At 67.5% G+C, this 20860-nt stretch carries 11 protein-coding genes; 7 read left to right on the top strand and 4 right to left on the bottom strand.

Annotated elements, in window-relative coordinates; genetic code table 11:
• Positions 1–3 precede the first annotated feature (3 nt).
• The gene (locus tag ABD687_RS05615) at positions 4–3360 is read left to right on the top strand and encodes an ATP-dependent helicase (protein ID WP_310292888.1); all 3357 of its coding nucleotides are present in this window, start codon (positions 4–6) and stop codon (positions 3358–3360) included.
• Positions 3357–6845, top strand: coding sequence for an ATP-dependent helicase (locus tag ABD687_RS05610; protein WP_310292890.1), 3489 nt, complete (start codon positions 3357–3359; stop codon positions 6843–6845). Before ABD687_RS05615 ends, ABD687_RS05610 begins: the two co-directional genes overlap by 4 nt.
• An 82-nt stretch (positions 6846–6927) precedes the next feature.
• Here the strand turns inward: ABD687_RS05610 and ABD687_RS05605 are convergent, their stop codons facing one another.
• On the bottom strand, positions 6928–7665 hold the full coding sequence (locus tag ABD687_RS05605) for a hypothetical protein (protein WP_302265608.1): 738 nt from the start codon (positions 7663–7665) through the stop codon (positions 6928–6930).
• Between the two features lie 157 nt (positions 7666–7822).
• The gene (locus ABD687_RS05600) at positions 7823–9334 is read right to left on the bottom strand and encodes a macrolide 2'-phosphotransferase (RefSeq protein WP_302265611.1); all 1512 of its coding nucleotides are present in this window, start codon (positions 9332–9334) and stop codon (positions 7823–7825) included.
• Between the two features lie 200 nt (positions 9335–9534).
• Here ABD687_RS05600 and nudC point away from each other — a divergent pair, with 200 nt between their 5' ends.
• The gene (gene nudC, locus ABD687_RS05595; RefSeq protein ID WP_302265614.1) at positions 9535–10500 is read left to right on the top strand and encodes an NAD(+) diphosphatase; all 966 of its coding nucleotides are present in this window, start codon (positions 9535–9537) and stop codon (positions 10498–10500) included.
• A 3-nt stretch (positions 10501–10503) separates the two neighbouring features.
• Positions 10504–12645, top strand: coding sequence for an ATP-dependent DNA helicase UvrD2 (locus tag ABD687_RS05590; protein WP_302265617.1), 2142 nt, complete (start codon positions 10504–10506; stop codon positions 12643–12645).
• A 9-nt stretch (positions 12646–12654) separates the two neighbouring features.
• Here the strand turns inward: ABD687_RS05590 and ABD687_RS05585 are convergent, their stop codons facing one another.
• Positions 12655–13695 carry a ThiF family adenylyltransferase gene (locus ABD687_RS05585; RefSeq protein ID WP_302265619.1) on the bottom strand — a complete coding sequence of 347 codons (1041 nt, stop codon included), beginning with the start codon at positions 13693–13695 and terminating at the stop codon, positions 12655–12657.
• 195 nt (positions 13696–13890) lie between these two features.
• Here ABD687_RS05585 and ABD687_RS05580 point away from each other — a divergent pair, with 195 nt between their 5' ends.
• Positions 13891–14553 (top strand): M48 metallopeptidase family protein, encoded by a 663-nt coding sequence (locus ABD687_RS05580; protein ID WP_264269220.1) that lies wholly within the window; start codon positions 13891–13893, stop codon positions 14551–14553.
• Between the two features lie 135 nt (positions 14554–14688).
• Here the strand turns inward: ABD687_RS05580 and ABD687_RS05575 are convergent, their stop codons facing one another.
• A complete protein-coding gene (locus ABD687_RS05575; protein ID WP_310292895.1) occupies positions 14689–16176 on the bottom strand; it encodes a zinc-dependent metalloprotease in 1488 nt (495 codons plus the stop codon).
• Positions 16177–16388: 212 nt separating this feature from the next.
• On the opposite strand from ABD687_RS05575, the gene ABD687_RS05570 reads away from it, so the two are divergent.
• Both ABD687_RS05570 and ABD687_RS05565 read left to right on the top strand, forming a co-directional pair.
• Complete coding sequence (locus ABD687_RS05570) at positions 16389–17561, top strand: YlbL family protein (protein WP_344760969.1); 1173 nt, start codon at positions 16389–16391, stop codon at positions 17559–17561.
• Positions 17562–17834: 273 nt separating this feature from the next.
• Positions 17835–20762, top strand: coding sequence for a UPF0182 family membrane protein (locus ABD687_RS05565; RefSeq protein ID WP_264269223.1), 2928 nt, complete (start codon positions 17835–17837; stop codon positions 20760–20762).
• Positions 20763–20860 lie beyond the last annotated feature (98 nt).

Genomic DNA, 20860 nt, shown 5'->3' with positions numbered 1-20860 from the left:
CACATGGACACCCTCGCATCCACCCGCGATATCGCGCTTACCGCCGCGGACCACGCCTTGGTCGCCGATGCCGCGCAGCAGGAATTGCTGGAGCTCGAACCCGGCCACGGACCGGTGTTGGTGTTGGGCGGACCCGGGACCGGGAAGACCACGACGCTGCTGCGAGTGCTCACGGCGCGGCTGGACACCGGGCTTGATCCGCAGCACGTGCTGGTGCTTTCCCCTACACGCTCCGCCGCAGCCACGCTCCGCGACGACCTCTCCGCCGGCACCGACAAGACGTTCTCCGAACCTGCCGTGCGCACCTGGTCTGCCTACGCGTTCGACCTGATCCGCAGGGCCCGGCTGGACGGGCTGCTGCCGGCATTGCAACGGCCACCCCGGCTGCTTTCGGGACCCGAGCAGGACACCTTGATCGGGCACCTGCTCGAGGGCCATGCCCTGGGAATCACGACAGGCCCGGAGTGGCCCGAATCCCTGGGTGAGGCGATCGGCACCCGGGGATTCCGCAAGGAGCTGCGTGAACTCTTCGACAGGATTTCCGAGCACGGGCTCGAAGCCGGGGCCCTGCAGGACCTTGGCGAGTCCCTGGGCCGCCCCGAATGGATCGCCGCCGCCCAGTTCTACCAGGAGTACCGCGACCTCTTGGACCTGGGCAGTGCCGAGGCCTTCGACCCGGCCGGACTGCTGGCTGCCGCCGCCGGCATCCTGGAATACAACCCGGAGTTCCTGGCCGCCGAGCATGAACGCCTGCACCTGGTGATGGTCGATGACCTGCAGGAAGCCAACCCGGCGCAGCATCGCCTGCTGTCGCTGCTGGCCCGCGGGCGCGACTTGGTGGCCTTTGCCGCACCAGACAATGTCGTGCAGGGATTCCGTGGCGCACGCCCGGACATGCTGGGCGAATTCGGTGCCCGCCTGGGTACCGAAAACTATCCGGCGCGCACGATCGAGCTGACGACTTCCTATCGCCTGAACGAGGAGCTCGCGTTCGCCTGGGGCCGAGTGGCCAGACGGATTCCCGTCGCGGCCGGCGGCGCCGGGAGGATCCTTGATGTGCCCGAGGACGGGAACACGGATCACTCCTCCGCAAGCCAAGTGGCCGAAGCCGGAGCGCGAGGCGTGTCGGACAGCGAACCCGACGCGCCGGAGGTGCCCGCGCCGGGCAACCTCGAGGTGCTGCTGGTGGACTCGCCCATCCACGAACAGCGCCTCGTCGCCCAGCGGCTGCTGGAAGAACACCTGATCCACCACCGGCCGTTGGACACCATGGCGGTGATCCTTCGCAACGGGTCACAGGTCCGCTCCATGGCCAAGTACCTGGCCGGGACCGGCATCGCGGTGAACACCCCGCCCGCGGAAACCCCGCTGCGCGAGGAACCCGCGGTGCGTCCGCTGCTGGACTTGATGCAACTGGCACTGGCACCGGAGGCGCCGCAGGATCCGTTGTTGCTACAGGAACTCTTGATGTCCCGCTACGCCAACGCCTCGGCACTGGACGTGCGGCGGTTGCGCCAAGGACTGCGCCGCCACGAGGTCGCGGCCGGAGGCAACCGCTCCAGCGCCGAACTGCTCACCGGGATGCTGGACCAGCTGGAGCTGCTCGAGACCATGGGCCGCGAGGCAGCAGGGGCCAGGCGCCTGGCCAGGATGTACCAGGCGCTCCGCACCGAACTGGCGAGCAACGACGTCAACGCCGAGACCGCTCTCTGGTCGTTGTGGGCGGCAAGCGGCATGGCCCAGAAATGGACCGATGCTGCGCTGGCCGGCGGCATCCTGGGAACGCGTGCCGACCACGACCTCGATGCCATGCTGGCCATCTTCCAATCCGCCGAACGCTTCGTTGACCAGCTGCCCGGTTCCTCCGTGGCGCAGTTCGTGGAGCACGTGCTGGGCCAGGAGCTGCCCATGGACACCCTGGCCAACAGGGGCGGGTCCGCCGCCTCCGTCCAGGTTCTCACCACTGCGGCGGCCGCCGGGCGCGAATGGGACCTGGTGCTGGTGCCGGGCATGCAGGAAGGCATCTGGCCCAACACCAAGCTCCGCGGCGAGCTGCTGGGCGGGGGAGCGCTCAGCGACGTGATCGAACACGGCCCGCAGATTCTCCCCGTCCGCAATGTCGCCTCCCTCATCCGCGAGACCCGCGCCGACGAACTGCGCACCTTCGCCAATGCGATCTCGCGCGCAAAGTCCAAGGTCCTGGCCATCGCCGTGGCCTCCGAGGACACCGCGCCCTCGTCCTTCCTGGACATCGTGGACCCCGACGGGGCGATCCAGGGCCGCCGGACGATCTTCGTCCCGCGACCCCGGACCCTCGGCGCCCTGGTGGCGGAGCTGCGCCAGGCCGCCGAAGCCACGGCCCTGGACGAAGCCAGGGCGCCGCTGCACCACGACGCCACCACCGTGCTTGGAACCCTGGTCGCCGCACCGCACCCGGTCCGCGGGGCGCATCCCGCCGGCTGGTGGGGACTGGCCGAATCAACCTCCAGCGGACCCGTGGTCCCGCCCGGTGACCCGGTCAAGGTTTCCCCCTCGAAGGTCGAGGCCGTGATGAACTCACCGCTCAACTGGTTCGTCCAGGCAGCCGGGGGAGAGGCAGCAACCGACTTTGCCCGCTCGCTGGGCACCCTGGTGCACTCCATCGCCGAGGAACACCCCGAGGCCAGCGGAGGCGAATACCTGCGAGTGCTCGAGGAGCGCTGGGGCGAACTGGAAATGCCGGGGAACTGGGAAGGCGCCCGGGACAGGGAACGCGCCGAATCGATGCTCAAGAAGCTGGCACAGTACAACGTCATGATGCGCACGGAAAACCGGCGACTCATCGGCCGGGAGATCCCCTTCGAAGTCACGATCCCCGCACCTCCCGCCATCGAGGCTCCTGCCACCGACACTTCGACGCCGGCCGATCCCAGCGCACCGCGCGCGGCCTTGCTGCGCGGGGTCGTGGACCGCGTGGAGGCCGACGCGGACGGCAACCCGTGGGTCGTTGACCTGAAGACCGGTAAATCCCAGCCCAGCGGCAAGGACGTGGAAAAACATCCGCAGCTTGGCGCCTACCAGGCCGCCGTCATCAACGGTGCGCTGGACGGGAAGACCGCCGAGGAACTCACGCGCGTTCCGGCCGGTGCGTCGCTGGTGCAATTGGGAACCGGCACCAAGTCCCCGCGTGAACAGGCCCAGCCCGCCATCACCGACGAGGACTGGGCCACCCCGATGGTTTTGTCCGCTGCCCAGTTGATGGGGGATGCAGACTTCCTCTCCCGCCACGACCCGGCCCGCGGAGGACGCAGCGGCAGCAACTGCCGGTTGCCGGGAATTTGTCCATTGTGTTCTGAAGGAAGGCAGGTCACCGAGCCGTGAGCCGCACCGAAGCAGCAACGTCGCCGGCCGATGAGCTGGCCGGATTCGACTCGCCCGCCACGGATCAACGGGTGTATTCGCCCGAGGAGCTGGCCGATATCCTGGGCCAGCACCAGCCCACCCCCGAGCAGTCTGCGATCATCTCCTCCCCGCTGGAGCCGCTGCTGGTCATCGCCGGCGCCGGGTCGGGCAAGACCGCCACGATGGCCGACCGGGTCATTTGGCTGGTGGCCAACAACAAGGTGCGTCCCGAGGAAATCCTCGGCGTGACCTTCACCCGCAAAGCCGCCGGTGAGCTGGCCCAGCGCATCCGCGGGCAGCTGGAGAAGCTGGCCCGTTCCGGGTTGCTGGAGCTCGAGGACGAGGGCCTGCTGGATCCTTCGGTGTCCACCTACCATTCCTACGCCAACACGCTGGTGAAGGAACACGGTCTGCGCATCGGCGTCGAGTCCGACACCGCGCTTTTGGGCACCGCACAGGCCTGGCAGGTTGCCGCGGCAGTGGTCGAGGGGTACACCGGGGACTACGAGCACCTGGCTTCGTCCAAGAACACGCTCATCGACGCCGTGGTGACCTTCGCCGGGGAATGCGCGGAGCACCTGGTGTCCCCGGTGGACGCCAAGGAATGGATCGATACGCTGGTCGGGCGGCTCGAGGCGCTGCCCTACCGCGTCGACAAGCCCGCAGCACCCTCCCAGGAGGCCCGCAAGCTGCTGGACAAGCTGCGCACCCGTTCCACCATCGCCGAACTGGCAGTTGGATACGCGCAGGCCAAGGCTGCCCGCGGAGCCCTCGACTACGGCGACCTGGTGGCGCTGGCCGCCCGCATCGCCAGGGAAATCCCCGAGGCCGCGCACAGTGAACGAGCGCGCTTCAAGGTGGTGCTGCTCGACGAGTTCCAGGACACCTCGCACGCCCAGATGGTGCTCTTCTCCTGCATCTTCGGCGACGGGCACGCGCTGACCGCGGTGGGGGATCCCAACCAGTCCATCTACGGCTTCCGCGGAGCCTCGGCCGGGCAGCTCTTCCGTTTCCCCACGGAATTCCCCGCCCGTACCCACGGCTCAGGCGTGGACGGGGGCGAGGGACTGCGCCCCGCCTCGGTGGCGTATCTAAGCACCGCCTGGCGCAACTCGGTCAATGTCCTCCAGGCAGCCAACGCTGTTTCCGCGAAGCTGAACTCGGTAGCACCATCCGGGATTTCGGTGCCGTCTCTCAAGCCCAGCGCCTTTGCCGGAACAGGAAAGGTGGAACTGGCCCGCTACGCCACCGGGTCCCAGGAGGCGGCAGCACTGGCCCGGCGCTTCGTCGCCGAGCGCAATTCCTTCTTCGCCGAGAACGGGCGCAGCCCGTCCATGGCGGTGCTCTGCCGCACCCGCTCGCAGCTGACCCCCATTTCCCGCGGTTTGGAGGACGCCGGGATCCCGTACGAGATCCTGGGCCTCGGCGGGCTGCTGAGCATGCCCGAGGTCACCGACATCGTCGCGACGCTCAACGTGCTGGTTGACCCCAACCGTTCGGACCACCTGGTGCGGCTGCTGGCCGGGGCGCGCTGGCGCATCGGTCCTGCCGACCTGATGGCCTTTGCCGACTGGTCGCGCTTCCTGGCCAGGCGCCGCGAGTTTGCGCTGAAGGACGGCAGACCGGAGAACCTTGACGCGCCCGAAAGCGCCGAGGAAGTCACCCGCGGGGAGGCCAGGGCTGAATTGAACGACGCCGCGAGCCTGATCGAAGCCCTGGACCACCTGCCGCACCCGGACTGGGTCTCCGGCGACGGTCGCGCCCTGACTCCCGAGGCCCTGGCCCGGTTGCGCACGCTGCGCGACGAGTTGCGTTACCTGCGCGGCTTTATCGACGACGACCTCGAGGCGCTGCTGCGCGAGACCGAACGGGCCATGGGGCTGGACATCGAGGTGGCGGCGAAGCCCGGGGTCGGCATCCACGAGGCCCGGCGCCACCTTGACGCCTTCGCCGACATTGCCCAGGACTACGCCAGCACCTCTGCACGCGTCGACCTTGCGGGATTCCTGACCTGGCTGGAGGCAGCCGCCGAAAAGGAGGGCGGGCTGGCGATCGTGCCCGGTGAATCGAATCCGGACGCGGTGCAGCTGCTGACCATCCACGCATCCAAGGGCCTGGAATGGGACGTGGTTGCTGTGACGGGGATGAACGATGGCGTGTTCCCCAGTGCCAACGATTCGCGCTGGACCAGCGGGGACGCGGCACTGCCGTGGCCATTGCGCGGGGACAAGCACGACCTGCCGCAGTGGGACACCGACCAGGAGTGCCTCTTCGATGTGGTCAAGGCCGAGGGGATGTTCAAGTCGGAGGTGTTGGCCCACGCCGAACTGGAGGAACGGCGCCTGGCCTACGTTGCGCTGACCCGGGCCAAGTCCTTGCTGATCTGTTCGGCCACCGCGTGGACCGGCACGCGCACCAAGCTCACCGAGCCCTCCGGTTTCCTCCTGGACATGCTGCCGCTCGTCGATCCGCCGAACCCCACGGCCGCATCCACGACGTGGGTGGCGGACGAAGACGCGCCGGAGGCCAATCCGTTCCGCGAGGCGCCGCTGGAGGCCAGATGGCCGTACGATCCGTTGGAAGGACCGATTGTTACAGGCGGCGGGATGCAACGCCCCCGGCCACCGGGACGCCGCGCCAAACTTGAAGCCTCGGCCACGGCAGTACTCCAGGCCGCCCGGCACGCTTCCGACGGCACCGTGGCGCGGGCCGATCCGTCAGCCGAATCCAAGGATGGTGAAGGCTTCCCCGCGCAGCAAGGGATCTGGCAGACCCCCACTGGAGAGAGCTGGTTCAAGGAAGCCGAGCTCTTGCTGGCCCGGAAGGCACAGGAGGCAGCCGAAGAACGGACCACGGTGATCCCGAAGCACGTGCGTGCCTCGGTCTTCGTGGACTTGGCCACCGACGCCTCAGCGGTGCTGGCCGAGCTGCGTCGCCCCGTGCCGCGCCGCCCGGGTACCGCTGCCCGCCGCGGCACTGCGTTCCACGCCTGGCTGGAGGAGTACTTCGACTCCACCGGGATGCTGGAACTGGGTGACTACATGGAAGCCGCCGACGCGTACATCGACGACGCGCTTGACCTGGAGGACATGAAGAACGCCTTCCTGGACTCCGAATGGGCCAACCGACAGCCGGCATTCGTGGAGGCAGCCATCGAGACGCGCATCGGCCCGGTGTCGGTGCGTGGCCGCATTGATGCGATCTTCCAGGAACCCGACGGGGCCTGGCTGCTGGTGGACTGGAAGACCGGGAGGGTGCCGCGCGGCGAGGAGCTGCGGATCAAGGCCCTGCAGCTGGCGGTGTACCGGCTGGGCTGGGCGCGGCTGCGTGGCATTGACGTGTCCGAGGTCCGTGCGGCGTTCTACTACGTGGGTTCCGGCACCACCATCCGGCCGCACGACCTGGCGAATGAAGCCGAACTCGAGAGCCTGATCAGCAATTCAATGAGAGCGCTGAACGGCTGATTGCCGACCCTTCGTGGGGCAAACGCAAGAGGCGGCTACGGTCGGAAACGATCCGATCGTCCCCGCCCGTTGGCGTTGCGACTTAGAGGCCCGGGACGCTGACCACATCGGACTTGGCCGGAGTCTCGTGCGGCTTGACGGCATTCCACTCGCTGAAGGTCATGAATCCGGTGCCGTCGCTTGCGGATCCGGTTGATTCAATCTTCAGCAGGTGGGGTTCGCCCTCGGCGGCGATCCAGAAAATGGTGTCGCTGCCGGTGTACTTGAAGGCCTTGGCGCCGTTGAGGTCGTCGAGGGACTTCTTGTTAATCTTTGGGGCTTCCATCGTTCCGAGTTCATCGGTGTCCATCGATGCAAGGAAGGAACCCACCGTGAAGTCCCCGAACTGGTCGGCGTTCTTCGTTGAAATCCACTTGTCCGCTGCGACTGAATTGAGCTTCTTCGCGGCCTCGGCCCCTGCTGTTTGGGTCAGAAATGCCTTGTTGGGCTTCATGTACGAGACGTTGTCGACGGTCAGTAGTTCGATGGAGGCGTCGTCCTGGTTCATTTTCATCAGGGAATTGGTCCCGTCGACGGTGCCCGAAAGCTCGAAATTGCCTTTCTCGGATCCGTTGGCGATGTCACCGATGACGGTTGCCGAGGTGGCCTTCTTAATTGCGGCGGACGTCTTGGGGAAGATTTCCTTGGCCTCCGGCACCACGATTTCCGCTTCCACGGGGCCGGCCTCGGATCCGGCAGTCGTCGCACCGGCGGGCTGTTCCACGGCGGCCGAACATCCGGTCAGGGCCAGCAATACCCCGGCGGTTGCTGAGAGCAGCATGGTGCTGTTCTTGAAATTTTTCATAGGTTTGTCCCCGCTATGCATAGGAAGTTGGAAGTCGCTCACCGACGTCAGGAAGAGCAAACCTGACTCTATCAAGTGGACTTAATATGAAGCGATCCGTAACAGGAGGTTCGTCAACACAGATGCCTCCCTGCTATTTAGGGTGGGCAGGCTGGACGGGGATCGCGGTGGTGTCGCTCCCTGCGGAATCCTTTTCCCTACCGTTCGGGGTCTGCTCTCCGGACGTCAAGGTGCCATCTTCGGTGACGTTCGCCTTCGACGTGTTCACGGGGGCTTCAGCCGAAGTGGCGGATTCGTTGGTATCCGCCGTATCCTTCTCGTCCTTTGTTTCCTTGGCGTCGGTGTCCTGGCCCGGCGCTGTGTCCGGGGAGGACGAGGCCTTGGATTGCTTGTCCGTCGATCCCGGCTCGGAGTCGCCCCTCGACTCCGAGCCGGTCTTAGGGGAGCTGGCAGGTTTTGGCGGGGCAGCGGCCGGGACCGGCGGTACGGCAGGTGGCGTCGGTACGGCGCTCACGGGGGAGGGCACGATCCTAAGGGCCGACGTTTCCGGCTCGGCAGGACTCGATGAGTTATCCGCATCGGGCCCGGCATCGTCCACTGGCGCGATGCCGGATACGGTGACTTTCTTGGCGACGGGCAACTTTTCGGCGACGCTGACGGGTTCGGGCTGTTCGTCGGTCGCTACGGCGCGCGCTGCACGCGGGGGCTCGACCACGGAGATCGGCTGCCCGCCATACTCGGCAATATCCGAATCGAGTTCCTCGAGCATGATTTTTGCCTCGGCTATGCGCTCGGCGTCGCCGCCGGCAATTGCCTTGACCAGCCACTGGGCCAGCGCAAACTCGGCTGCCAGTGCGGCACGACGCATGATGTGTGGATCGGCGCGGTCCCCGCGCACTGCAACGTAGCTTTCGAAGGCTGCCTCGGCGAAGGACTGCTCGTGCACGGCCGCGAGCCAGGCGAAGTCGTCGGCCGGATCCCCGACCTGCAGGTCGGTCCACCCGGTGACGGCAACGACCTTGGCGTCCTGGACCAGCAACTGGTCCTCGTGCAGGTCCCCGTGGATGACGGTTGCGTTGAAGCGCCACAGGGCCACGTCTTCCAGCGCGTGTTCCCAACGGCGCAAGAGCCGCGAGGGGATCATGCCGGTGGTCGCCGCGGCGTCGAGCTCGTTCAGGCGGCGCTGGCGAACCTGCTCAGCCGTGTAAGAGGGCAAGTCCGCCCGGGCAATTGCGGAAGAGGGCATCGAGTGGATGGCTGCCATGACCGACCCCAGGTCGCGGGCGCAGCGTGAGCCCTGGGACACCAGGTCCTCGAGGGAGTACTGCTTGCCGGGAACGTGGTTGTACACGAAGGTCCGCAGCGGGCCCTGTCGCACGGTTCCGGCGACGGAGGGCAGCTGGAAGGGCAGCGAGGCGCGAATGCCGGCGGAAAAGGCGCGCAGGGCGGCCAATTCCGTTTCGAGGCGCATGCTGGCTTCCTCGTGGCGCGGGGAGCGCACGCGCCACCGGTTCTTGGCGGCATCGACAATGAGCACCGAGTCGAAATCGTTGCCGTCGTCCGGCAGCGATGCCACGCCCGTGGGCGCCAAGCCGGGGACCGCGGCGGTGGCGATGGCAGCGAGTTCCATGGGAGAGCGTTTCACATCCTCCACCGTAGACCGCAAGCCGTGCCCGCGTCCTGCGGTGCGGCGGCGAGTCGCATGTTTTGCGTTCAACTCCTTCCGGTTGCTCCTCGCGGGGAGGTCGGAGGGACGGTGCCCCGCGCCACGGGAAGGTGCGCCGATGGCCACAACCGGTGCCCTGAAGTAGGCGTTGGGCCGCAACTCTCAGTACGGTTGGTGCTATGAGCGATACCGTGCAGAACCCTGTGACCAGCTTCCCGGCGCTAGGAGCCCTGCCCTTGGCGCGTGCCACCACCGACCGCGGTTGCGAGCGGCGCACCGACGAGGGCTGGCTCGATGTCCTGCGCGCTGATCCCGCAACCCGCCACCTGGTGCTGGTTGGCGGTCGTGCCAGGGTGCTCGATGGTGAATTGGTGTTGATTGAGCTGGCCGCGGTGCCGGCCGGCGGCACGGAGATCTACCTGGGTTTTGACGGCACTTCCGAAATCGTGCTGCATTCCTTCCACGATGCCCCTGTCACGTCCGACGGCCAGCCGTCGGCCGGTTCCACGGATCCGGAGCAGTGGCTGGGGCTGCGCGACGTCGCCGCCGGACTCGGTGCCCGCGACGCGGGGCTCTTCGTCGAGGCCGTCGCCATCGCCAATTGGAACCACGCGGTGAACTTCTGCCCGCGTTGCGGCGGCAAGCTGGACCTGCGCGCCTCGGGCTGGGTCAAGCACTGCCCGGCCGAGGACCTGGAGCATTTCCCGCGCACCGACCCTGCGGTCATTGTCGCCATCACCGACGAGGATGACAGGTTGCTGCTGGGTGCCAACAAGGCATGGGGCGGGACGCGCTTCTCGACCCTGGCCGGATTCGTGGAGCCGGGCGAGTCCCTGGAATCCGCCGTCATCCGCGAGGTCGCCGAGGAATCGGGGGTCGTGGTGCGCAACCCGCGCTACATGGGCTCGCAGCCCTGGCCGTTCCCGCGCTCGCTGATGCTCGGCTTCACCGCCACCGCCGTTGGCACCGAGCTGGTCCCCGACGGGGAGGAGATCATCGACCTGCGCTGGTTCACCCGCGAGGAACTTGCCGAGGCCGTCCGCTCCGGCTCCATCGGAGTTCCCACCGGAACCTCCATCGCCAGTGCCCTGGTCGAACACTGGTACGGCGGCGTGCTGCCCGAACCCGAACGGCTGGCAAACTAGAACATGACGGAGACGACCGACATGGGGGCCCTGGAAGAACGCATCCTCGCCGGGCTGGACGAGGAACAGCGACAGGTTGCCACCACCCTGCGCGGGCCGTTGTGCGTGCTGGCCGGCGCCGGAACCGGCAAGACCCGCGCCATCACCCACCGCATCGCCTATGGCGTGCACACCGGGGTGTACAAGCCCTCCTCCTTGCTCGCGGTGACCTTTACCGCCCGCGCCGCCGCCGAAATGCGCTCGCGCCTGCGGGAGCTGGGGGCCGGGGCCGTGCAGACCCGCACCTTCCACGCCGCTGCCCTGCGCCAGCTGCAATACTTCTGGCCGCAGTCCATTGGCGGGCAGCTGCCGTCCATCGTCGACTACAAGGCGCCGTTGATCACCGAGGCCGCCCGCCGGCTGCGCACCACCGCGGACCGTGCGACGGTTCGGGACCTGGCCAGCGAGATCGAGTGGGCCAAGGTCTCGATGCTCACCCCCGAGTCCTACGTGGCAGCCGCCGCGGACCGCGGGCAGCCCGGCGGGCTGGATCCGATCACCGTTTCGCGGATCTTCCAGGCCTATGAGGACGTCAAGACCGATAGGCAGTTCATCGACTTCGAGGACGTCCTGCTGTTGACCGTGGCGATCCTGGAGGACGACGAACGGGTCGCCGCCTCGGTACGCGGACAATACCGGCACTTCGTGGTCGACGAGTACCAGGACGTTTCCCCGCTGCAGCAACGGCTGCTGGACTTGTGGCTCGGCGGGCGCGACGAACTCTGCGTGGTGGGGGATGCGTCCCAGACCATCTACTCCTTCACCGGCGCCACCCCGCGCCACCTGCTGGATTTCACCGCCACCTATGAGCAGGCCCCGGTGGTGAAGCTGGTGCGCGACTACCGCTCCACCCCGCAGGTGGTGCACCTTGCCAACCGCGTGCTTGCCGCCCGCCGCCCCGAACCCGGGGTCCCGGACCGTGACATCAACTGGCCCACCCCGCTGGAACTCATCGCCCAGCGCGAGAACGGGCCCGAGCCCACCTTCTTCGAGGCCAAGGACGATGAGGCCGAGGCCTCGGAGATCGCCCAGCGCGTCAAGAAACTTATTGCCGAGGGCACCCCCGCGTCCGAAATCGCGATTCTCTTCCGCACCAACGGGCAGTCCGCCGCCTACGAGCAGGCGCTGGCCTCGGCCGGTGTGGGCTACCTGTTGCGCGGCGGGGAACGCTTCTTCGCCAGGCGCGAGGTGCGCGACGCGATGCTGCAATTGCGCTCCGCCGCCCGCCACGCCACCACCGAGGTCGACGGGGCAACCGTCCCGCAGCTGACCCGCGACATCCTGGTTTCGCTGGGCTACAGCGCCACGGCACCTGCCGCCTCCGGCGCAGTGCGCGAAAAGTGGGAGTCGCTTTCCGCCCTGGTGGCGCTCGCCGACGAGATGGCGGAGGCCCGAGCAGGTTCCGAGGTCCCGTTCACGCTGCACACCTTCGTGGCCGAGCTGGAGGAACGCGCAGCCAGCCAGCACGCCCCCACGGTGCAGGGGGTCACGCTGGCCTCGCTGCACGCGGCCAAGGGCCTGGAATGGGACGCGGTGTTCCTGGTCGGGCTCTCCGAGGGCCTGATGCCGATTTCCTTCGCCGACGACCAGGCCGGATACGACGAGGAACGGCGCCTGCTCTACGTGGGCATCACCCGCGCCCGCGTTCACCTTGGCCTGTCCTGGTCGCTGGCGCGCACCCCCGGAGGGCGGGCCAACCGCCGGCCCTCGCGCTTCCTGGACGGGTTGCGCCCGGCGGGAACCTCCCGCGTCGCCTCCGCGCCCAAGGCCGCCCGGCGCCGGAGCCCGGCGGGACCGCCGAAGTGCAGGGTCTGCGGGACACTGCTGACCAGCGCCACCGAACGCAAGCTGGGCCGCTGCGGCAATTGCCCGGCGGGGTACGACGAAGCGGTGTTCGATTCGCTGCGTGCCTGGCGGCTGCAGGTGGCCCAGGCCAACTCGCTTCCGGCCTTCGTGATCTTCACCGATGCCACGCTGATGGCCATTGCCGAGTCCAAACCCGACGGTCTTGCCGGCCTGGGCCAGGTGTCCGGCGTCGGCAAGGGCAAGCTGGAGCGCTACGGCGAGGCCGTGCTGGCCATCCTGGCCGGCGAGACAGTGGACTAGAAGCGAAGCTCAGGCCGCCAGCGGGTCCAGGCAGGTGCAGCGGGACCTGGCCCTGGCCGGCACGGAGGTGATGGAGCCGGTGGGAAGGTCGCAGACGGTCATGGATCCGGCCGCCGCCGGGATATTGATGCGGTCCAGGGCCATCAGCACCGCCATGGCCGCAAGGCCGGCGGCCACGGCGGCCAGCGAGGCCTCGGGGCGCAACGCCGGTGCCCGTGCGGCAGACTCCCGGGCGTCGAGCATCCGCAGCGTGGGGTCGCATTGTTCCCACGCGCATGCGGCGCACATGGTGAGCCCGTCGATGACCATCGGACCCAGGTGCATTCCCGAATCGGTGAACAGCACCGGCAGCATCGCGGCATCGACGGCCAGGGATTCCAGCGGCGGCAGCATGCCGCCTGCCATCACCACCGCCATGTCCAGGGCCGCTGCGTCGGGACTGCGACCGGCGGCATCCGCCACCACCAGGTGCGGGTATGTCGACTGCAGGGCCCGGGCCGTGGCACGGGCACGCGGGGCCCCCACGCCGGTGATGCCCGTGGTCCCTGCACCCAGGTCCCCGGCATCCAGCGGGGAACCGTCGCAGAGCATCAGGGACCCGACGCCGGCGCCGGCCAGGACATGGGCCAGCAGCTGGCCCATCCGCCCGCAGCCATAGAGAGCCACCTTGGCCTCGGCGCGGCGCCGCAGCACCGGGACGGCATCCATTTGGTATGCGGCTCCCCATTGCAGGACATCGGGCACCAGGCGCGCCCCAAGCCCGGATCCCGTGCCAAGCGCACCGACAGGTTCCGCTCCTTCCGCGAGCGGAGGCTGTGTGGGGGACTGGACCAACGCCGGGCCCAGCATCGCCAGGATCTCTGTCCGCCGCCGCTCATCAGGCAGGTCGGGCGCGGGGCCTGCAGGGCGCGGGCCGTGCTCGCAGAGGGAGAGCACAAAACGCTTTTCCGCCGGAGTGAGCCCGGTTATCCACCGTGCGCGCTGCCCGGTGCCAATCTGGATGACGCCCTCCACTAGGCTAAGTACCTGCAAGCCCGGGTTGATCCTCATGATGTTTCTCCTTGGGGGAACGGCGGCACCGGCACGATTCCCCGTCGCCGGCGCCCTGAATGAACCCATCGTGGCACCGGCCGCGGGGGACTCGCCGGCTATCCACACCCTGGAGCGGGAAAGTGCCCCGGCACCCGGGGGGACCGGGCATCGGCACAGGCAGCGGCACCACGCAGTGGCGGAAAGGACACCAACATGCGAACCCAACCATCGACCATCGAGTACGTGGACGAGAAGGGCACCCCCATCCGCGTGGTGCGCTCGGCCAAGCGCAAGAAGACCATCTCCGGGGCGTGGAAGCAGGACACCATGGTGGTCTCGGTGCCAGCTGGCCTGACCGAGCACGCCGAACGGCTTTTGGTGGCCGACATGGTGAAGAAGGTCATGCGCAAGGTCGCCCGCGGCTCCGCGACGGATCCGGACGCGCAGCTGGCGGCCCGGGCCCGGGAAATGGATGCCCAGCTCTTTGGCGGGCGTGCCGATCCATCCTCGGTGTCCTGGGTGTCAAACCAGAACCGGCGCTGGGGTTCGGCCAGCTTGAACAGCCGCCGGATCCGGCTCTCGGACCGGCTTCGCGCCATGCCCCAATGGGTACAGGACTACGTGCTGGCCCACGAACTCGCCCACCTGGTGGAACCGCGCGACGGCCACGGCCCGCGGTTCAAGGCGGCGCTTTCACGCTACCCACGGGTGCACGATGCCAACATCTTCCTCTCCGGGGTCAGCCACGGCTACCATGCAGCGGCCAAGCCCGGGGCCCATGCACCCGGTGACCTGCCTTTGGGCGGGGAGGATGACATCGACGACTTCGATGATCTTGACGGCGGGTTCGGGGAGTTCGGCCAAGCCGCCGGGTAGGACTGCCCGCTGCCGGACCCAAGCGGCTTCGGCATTCCGGGTGGCCATGACCTTTCAGCCGGTCAGTCCCAACCGTCAACGACAGGGGGGTGCCCGCGCACATCGGCGCGGGCACCCCCCTGTCGTTGGTCACATCTACTTGTCGCCGGGGCTCTCCGGTTCCGGACCCTTCTCGGCCCCGGAGTCGGTGGGGGAATCTGGCTTCCCGCCTTCCTCCGGGGTGTCCGAGGCATCGTCCTTGCCGGCCTCGGGTTCGTCGAAGCCGCCGGCCAGCAACTTGCTCAGCGCCGCATCGATGTCGTCCATGCTGGCCTCGGCCAGCTGGCGACGGGACGTGAATCCCTGCGGGTCCTTGAGATCCTCGTCGGTGGGCAGCAGGTCGGGGTGCGCCCAGATCCCGTCGCGTCCCTCCAGCCCGCGTTCCTCCAGCAGGTGCGCCCAGAGGGCAGCTGCCTCGCGCAGGCGGCGTGGGCGGAGTTCCAGGCCCACCAGGGAGGCGAAGGCGTTCTCTGCCGGCCCGCCGGCTGCCCGGCGGCGACGGATGGTCTCGCGCAGGCCGGGGGCGCCGGGCAGGTTCGCCGCGGCGGCGGCCACGACCTCGTCGACCCAGCCCTCGATCAATGCCAGCACCAGTTCGAGTTTGGCCAGCGCGGTTTCCTGGGCAGCGGTGCGCTTGGGCATGAACAGGCCCTCGCCCATCAGCGACTGGAAGGATTCGGGGTTCATCGGGTCGATGTCCCGCACTGCTTCCTCGATGCGCGACATGTCGATGTGGATGCCGCGGGCGTAGGACTCGACGGCGGAAATCACCGAGGAACGCAGCCATGGCACGCGGTTGAACAAGCGAGCGTGGGCGCATTCGCGCAGCGCGGCAAAGAGCAGGATTTCCTGCTCCGGGATCTCCAGGCCCTCGCCGAAGGCGGCGATGTTGGTGGGCACCAGGGCAGGTGCCGATCCGGCCAGCGGCAGCCCGATGTCGGTGGCGCCGAGCACGTCCTTGGCCAGGCCGCCGACGGCGGTGCCCAGCTGCATGCCGAACATGGTGCCGCCCAGTTGCTGCAGCATGCCCTGTGCCCCACCCATCATCGGGCGCATCTGCTCGGGGATCTGCTCGCCCAACGCTGCAGTGATGGCCTTGCCCACGCTCAGTGCGACGGGTTCGGTCAGCGACTTCCACACCGGCATGGTCTTTTCCACCCATTCGGCGCGGGAGAAGGCCCGGCATTCGCTGCCGTCGGCCTCGAACACGGTTGCGGCATCGAGCCACATCTCGGCCAGCCGGGCGGCGTTTGCCACGGCCGAGGCGCGGTTCGCGGAAATGGAGGGGTCGTTGGAGGCGATGGACTGGCGGGCGGCATCGGTGGCCATCTTCCAGTTCACCGGGCCGCCGTCGCCCTTGGCCATCGCTGCCATCATCGCCTGGGCCTGCGCCATCATCTGCGCCATGGCCTCGGGGTTGTCGGACAGGCCCATGGCCTCGCCCAGCCCCGCGGGAAGGTTCTTGGGGTCAAATCCGCCGGCGCCGCCAAAGAGAGAGCCGAACATCTCGGAGAACGGGTCCTTCGCGTTCTCGTCATCGTTTTCGGAGTCGTCGGGTCGGTTTGATGGGGGATTTTCAGCCATGGTTCAACGGTACCCCCGGGCCGCGGCATCAACACATGAACTGGAGTTGCAGTTCGCTGTGGGCACATCGGAAAACACTGTGAAGTCCTCGGTGGTCCGGCGCCGACGACGCCCGGTCCTGCAAGGGGCTTGTAGGCTGGAGGATGCCACGTCGCAAGGTGCACACCCCCCCTGCGCCGCGAGCGCGAACACGAGCAATGAAAGAGGGAGTCGTGCCAGCAGTGCATGAAGGACCAGGACCGGAGCACGGCCGGCACACCGACGTGGCCCCGGCAGCACACCCGGACCCGGACGGCGCCGACCACCGGCCGCTGACCCACCGCTGGCCGGCAACCGATCCCGGCCAGGGCCTGCTGCGCCACAAGCGCGCGGGGGCCGGCTGGCTCGCCATGGTGATCATCGCGGCGGCCACGCTGCTGCCCACTCACTTCGTGGTCGAATCCGCGGGTCCGGCGCTGAACACCATCGGCAGCGTGGAGGGCACCAGGCTGCTCGACATCAGCGGGGCCACGACCTACCCCACCTCCGGGCAATTGGACATGACCACTGTGTACGTCCAGGGCGGGGGGCAACAGCGGTTGCCGTTCTTCAGCGTGCTGTGGGGCTGGATCAACCCGGACGAGGACGTGGTGCCCGAGGAGACAGTGCTGCCGCGCGGCACCACCACGACCGAGCAGAGCGAACAAAACACCCTGATGATGGACGATTCGCAGCAGCTCTCCACCGCCGCGGCCCTGCACGAGCTGGAGATCCCCTACTCCAGCCACCTGGGCGTGGTCGGGTTCGCCACCGAGCGGAATTCCGGTGCCCTGAAGGTCTCGGACCGGCTCGAGACCATCAACGGCCAGGAAATCACCGACCTTGAATCGCTGAAGAAACAGCTCGACGCGGCGGGGGAGTCGCCCAGCAGGTTGGGCATCATCCGCGACGGCAAGCCGATGACTGTCACGGTGGGCACCGACGCCGGACCGGCTGGCCAGCGGCAGCTGGGGATCTTGCTCTCGGGCAGCTTCGACTTCCCGCTGGAGGTGAAGTTCGGGCTGGAAAACGTCGGCGGTCCCAGTGCCGGCATGATGTTCGCCCTGGCGATCGTGGACCAGCTGACCGAAGGTGAAATGACCGGGGGCAAGCACTTTGCCGGCACCGGCGCCATCACCGCCGAAGGAAAGGTCGAACCCATCGGCGGGATCGCGCAAAAGCTCGTCGGCGCCAAGGACCAGGGGGCCGAGTACTTCCTGGCCCCGGCGGAGAACTGTGCCGATGTCGCAGGCCGGGTCCCCGACGGGCTCGATGTCATCAAGGTAGCCACCCTTGCCGAGGCCCGGGCGGCCGTCGAGGGGATCGCCGCAGGCCAGGACCCCGCCGCGTTCCCTTCCTGCGGATAATCGGCACCCGGGGCCCGCGGCTGCGATGTGCCTCGGTGCGGGTCACAATCACCTCACATTTCCGCGACATCATCCTTAGGGGTGCTTCGCCGGGCGCCGATGCAAGGCAGAATGGGAACAAAGACACATTTCAGGCGCGTTTCCCGCGCGCCGAACGTTCCAATGGTGAGGTAAAAATTGAGTTTTGGCACTGGCAGTCCCTTTGAGGGCCCCCCGCGGGGCCCCGAAGGACGACCCGACCCGCAGCCCCGTCAGCGACGCCCATCCCCGCTGATGCCCACGATCATCGTCATCGGTATCCTTGTTGCCGTTTTCGTGTTCGTCTCCAGCGTCTACGCGGATGTGCTCTGGTACAACCAGCTCGGCTTCGAGCGCGTGTTCTGGACCGAGTACCTGTCCAAGGCCGCGATCTTCATCGTGGCATTCCTGCTCATGGCCTTCGCGATCTGGATCTCCCTGCGCCTGGCCTACCGTTCGCGGCCGGTCTACGCGCCGGACGGGCAGCGCCAGGACGCGATGTCCAAGTACCAGTCGCAGCTTGAGCCCATGCGCCGCCTGCTGATGATCGGTGTCCCGGTCGTCATCGGCGTCTTCGCCGCCACTGCGGTGACCTCGCAGTGGCAAGAGGTGCTGCTCTTCTTCAACCAGGTCGACTTCAACGAGGCCGACCCGCAGTTCGGCATGGATCTGTCGTTCTACATGTTCTCGCTGCCGTTCATCGGCCTGCTCAACGGGTACCTGATCTCGGTCGTGCTCATTGCCGGGATCGCCGGCCTGCTCACCCACTACCTCTACGGCGGAATCCGCGTTGAGGAGCGCGGCGGCATTGTCATCGGCAAGCCCGCACGCATCCACATTGCCGTCTTCGCCGTCGGCTTCCTGCTGCTGCAGGCAGTGAACTTCTGGGTCGACCGCTACTCCACGCTGCTCTCGCAAAACGGCCGCGTTGCCGGTGCCCTGTACACCGATGTGCATGCCGTCATCCCGACCAAGACCATCCTGGCCATCGCCGCGGTGCTGGTGGCGATCACCTTCATCGTCGCTGCCATCATGGGCCGCTGGCGCCTGCCGATCATCGGCACCGCCATGTTGCTGGTGACGGTCATCATCGCCGGCGGCATCTACCCGTTCATCGTTCAGCAGTACCAGGTCATTCCCTCGGAAAAGACGCTGGAACGCGAGTTCATCCAAAAGAACATCGACATGACGCGCAAGGCCTACGGCCTGGATTCGGTGGACGAAACCGACTACGACGTCGAGTTGAACCCGCAGAAGAACGCCTTGGCCCAGGACCGGGCCACCACCACCAACATCCGCCTACTGGACCCGAACCTGGTCTCGGCCGCGTTCGACCAGCTGCAGCAGTTCCGTACCTACTACAAGTTCACCCCGACGCTGAACGTGGACAGGTACGAAATCGACGGCACCGTCGAGGACACCGTGATCGGCGTGCGCGAAGTGAACGTCGACCCGACCGACACCTGGGTCAACCAGCACATCACCTACACCCACGGCTACGGCCTGGTGGCAGCCTTCGGCAATCGCGTTGCCGCCGGCGGGCGCCCGGACTTCATGCTCTCCGGCATCCCCACCCAGGGCGTGCTGGCCAGCGACGAGACCTACGAGCCGCGGATCTACTTCGGCGAGATGTCCCCTGACTACTCGATCGTCGGGGGACCCGACGACTGGGAGCCGCGCGAGCTTGACCGGCCGGCCTCCGGCTCGGGCAGCCAAGACACCCGCAACACCTTTGACGGCGACGGCGGACCGGCGGTCGGAAACTTCTTCAACCGCCTGGTCTACTCGCTGAAGTTCGCCTCGACCGACCTGTTGCTCTCCGACGCGATCAACTCGGACTCGCAGATCCTCTACGACCGCAACCCGAAGCAGCGCGTGGAGAAGGTCGCCCCGTACCTGACCGTGGACTCCAACGCCTACCCGGCGATCGTCGACGGGCGGGTGCAGTGGATCGTCGATGCCTACACCACCTCGAAGAACTACCCGTACTCCAAGCAGCAGGCACTGGATTCGGCGGTCACCGACTCGTTGACCGGCGGCACCCGTGCGGTGTCCCAGACCGGGCAGATCAACTACATCCGCAACTCGGTCAAGGCCACTGTCGACGCCTACGACGGCTCGGTCACGCTGTACGCCTGGGAGCCGGAAGAGCCACTGCTGCAGGCATGGCAGAAGGTCTTCCCGACGAACATCAAGTCCTACAAGGACATGTCCGCCGAGCTGATGAGCCACGTGCGCTACCCCGAGGACCTGTTCAAGGTGCAGCGCGAACTGCTCGCCACCTACCACGTGACTGATCCGGGGGGCTTCTACGACGCCAACGATGCCTGGTCGGTCCCTTCCGATCCGACGCAGTCCAACGCGAGCATCAAGCAGCCCCCGTACTACCTGTCGCTGCGGATGCCGGGCCAGGACAAGGAAGCCTTCTCGTTGACGTCGACCTTCATCCCGCAGACCGCCTCCGGGGGACAGCAGCGCAACGTGCTCTTCGGCTTCCTGTCCGCGGAGGCCGATGCCGGAACCGAGGCGGGAGTGAAGGCCGAGGGCTACGGCAAGCTTCGGTTGCTTGCCATTCCGCGCGAGCTCTCCGTGCCCGGCCCCGGCCAGGCACAGCAGAACTTCGACTCCAACGCCACCGTGTCGCAGGCGCTCAACCTGCTGCGCCAGGGCGCCTCGGAAGTCAAGAACGGCAACCTGCTCTCGTTGCCGGTTGGCGGCGGCATCCTTTACGTCCAGCCGGTCTACGTGCAGTCCTCCGGACAGACTTCCTACCCGACATTGCGCAAGGTACTGGTTGCCTTCGGCGACAGGGTCGGATTCGCGGACACCCTTGGCGAGGCGCTTGACCAGGTGTTCGAGGGAACCTCGGGCGCGGTCACCAGCGAAAACGGTGATGGTGAAGGCAACGGCGAGGAACCCGGGACTCCTCCGGCGACCCAGACCGCCGAGCAGCAGCTCAGCGCGGCACTGCAGGCCGCCAACGCTGCCATCACCGCCGGCCAGGCCGCGCTTGCCGAGGGTGACTTCGCCAAGTACGGCGAGGAGCAGGCCAAGCTGCAGGATGCGCTCGAGCGCGCCACCGAGGCACAGGATGCACTGACAGGTGCCGCGGCACCGACGGATGCACCCGCTACCGATGCACCCGCTCCCGAGGCCCCGGCCTCAGAGACCCCCGCGCCGTAAGGCGAAGGGATCTATCCGCATCAAGGTGTCGCCTTGCCACGTATGTGAGCAGGGCGACACCTCCAGGATTTGCTTACTGTTCACCCAATCGGCGATGA

Origin of the sequence: Paeniglutamicibacter sulfureus (genome assembly GCF_039535115.1) — a bacterium.
Taxonomy (GTDB): Bacteria; Actinomycetota; Actinomycetes; order Actinomycetales; family Micrococcaceae; genus Paeniglutamicibacter; species Paeniglutamicibacter sulfureus.
Note: the sequence above shows the minus strand (reverse complement) of the source record. Positions and strands in the feature narration are given on the sequence as shown.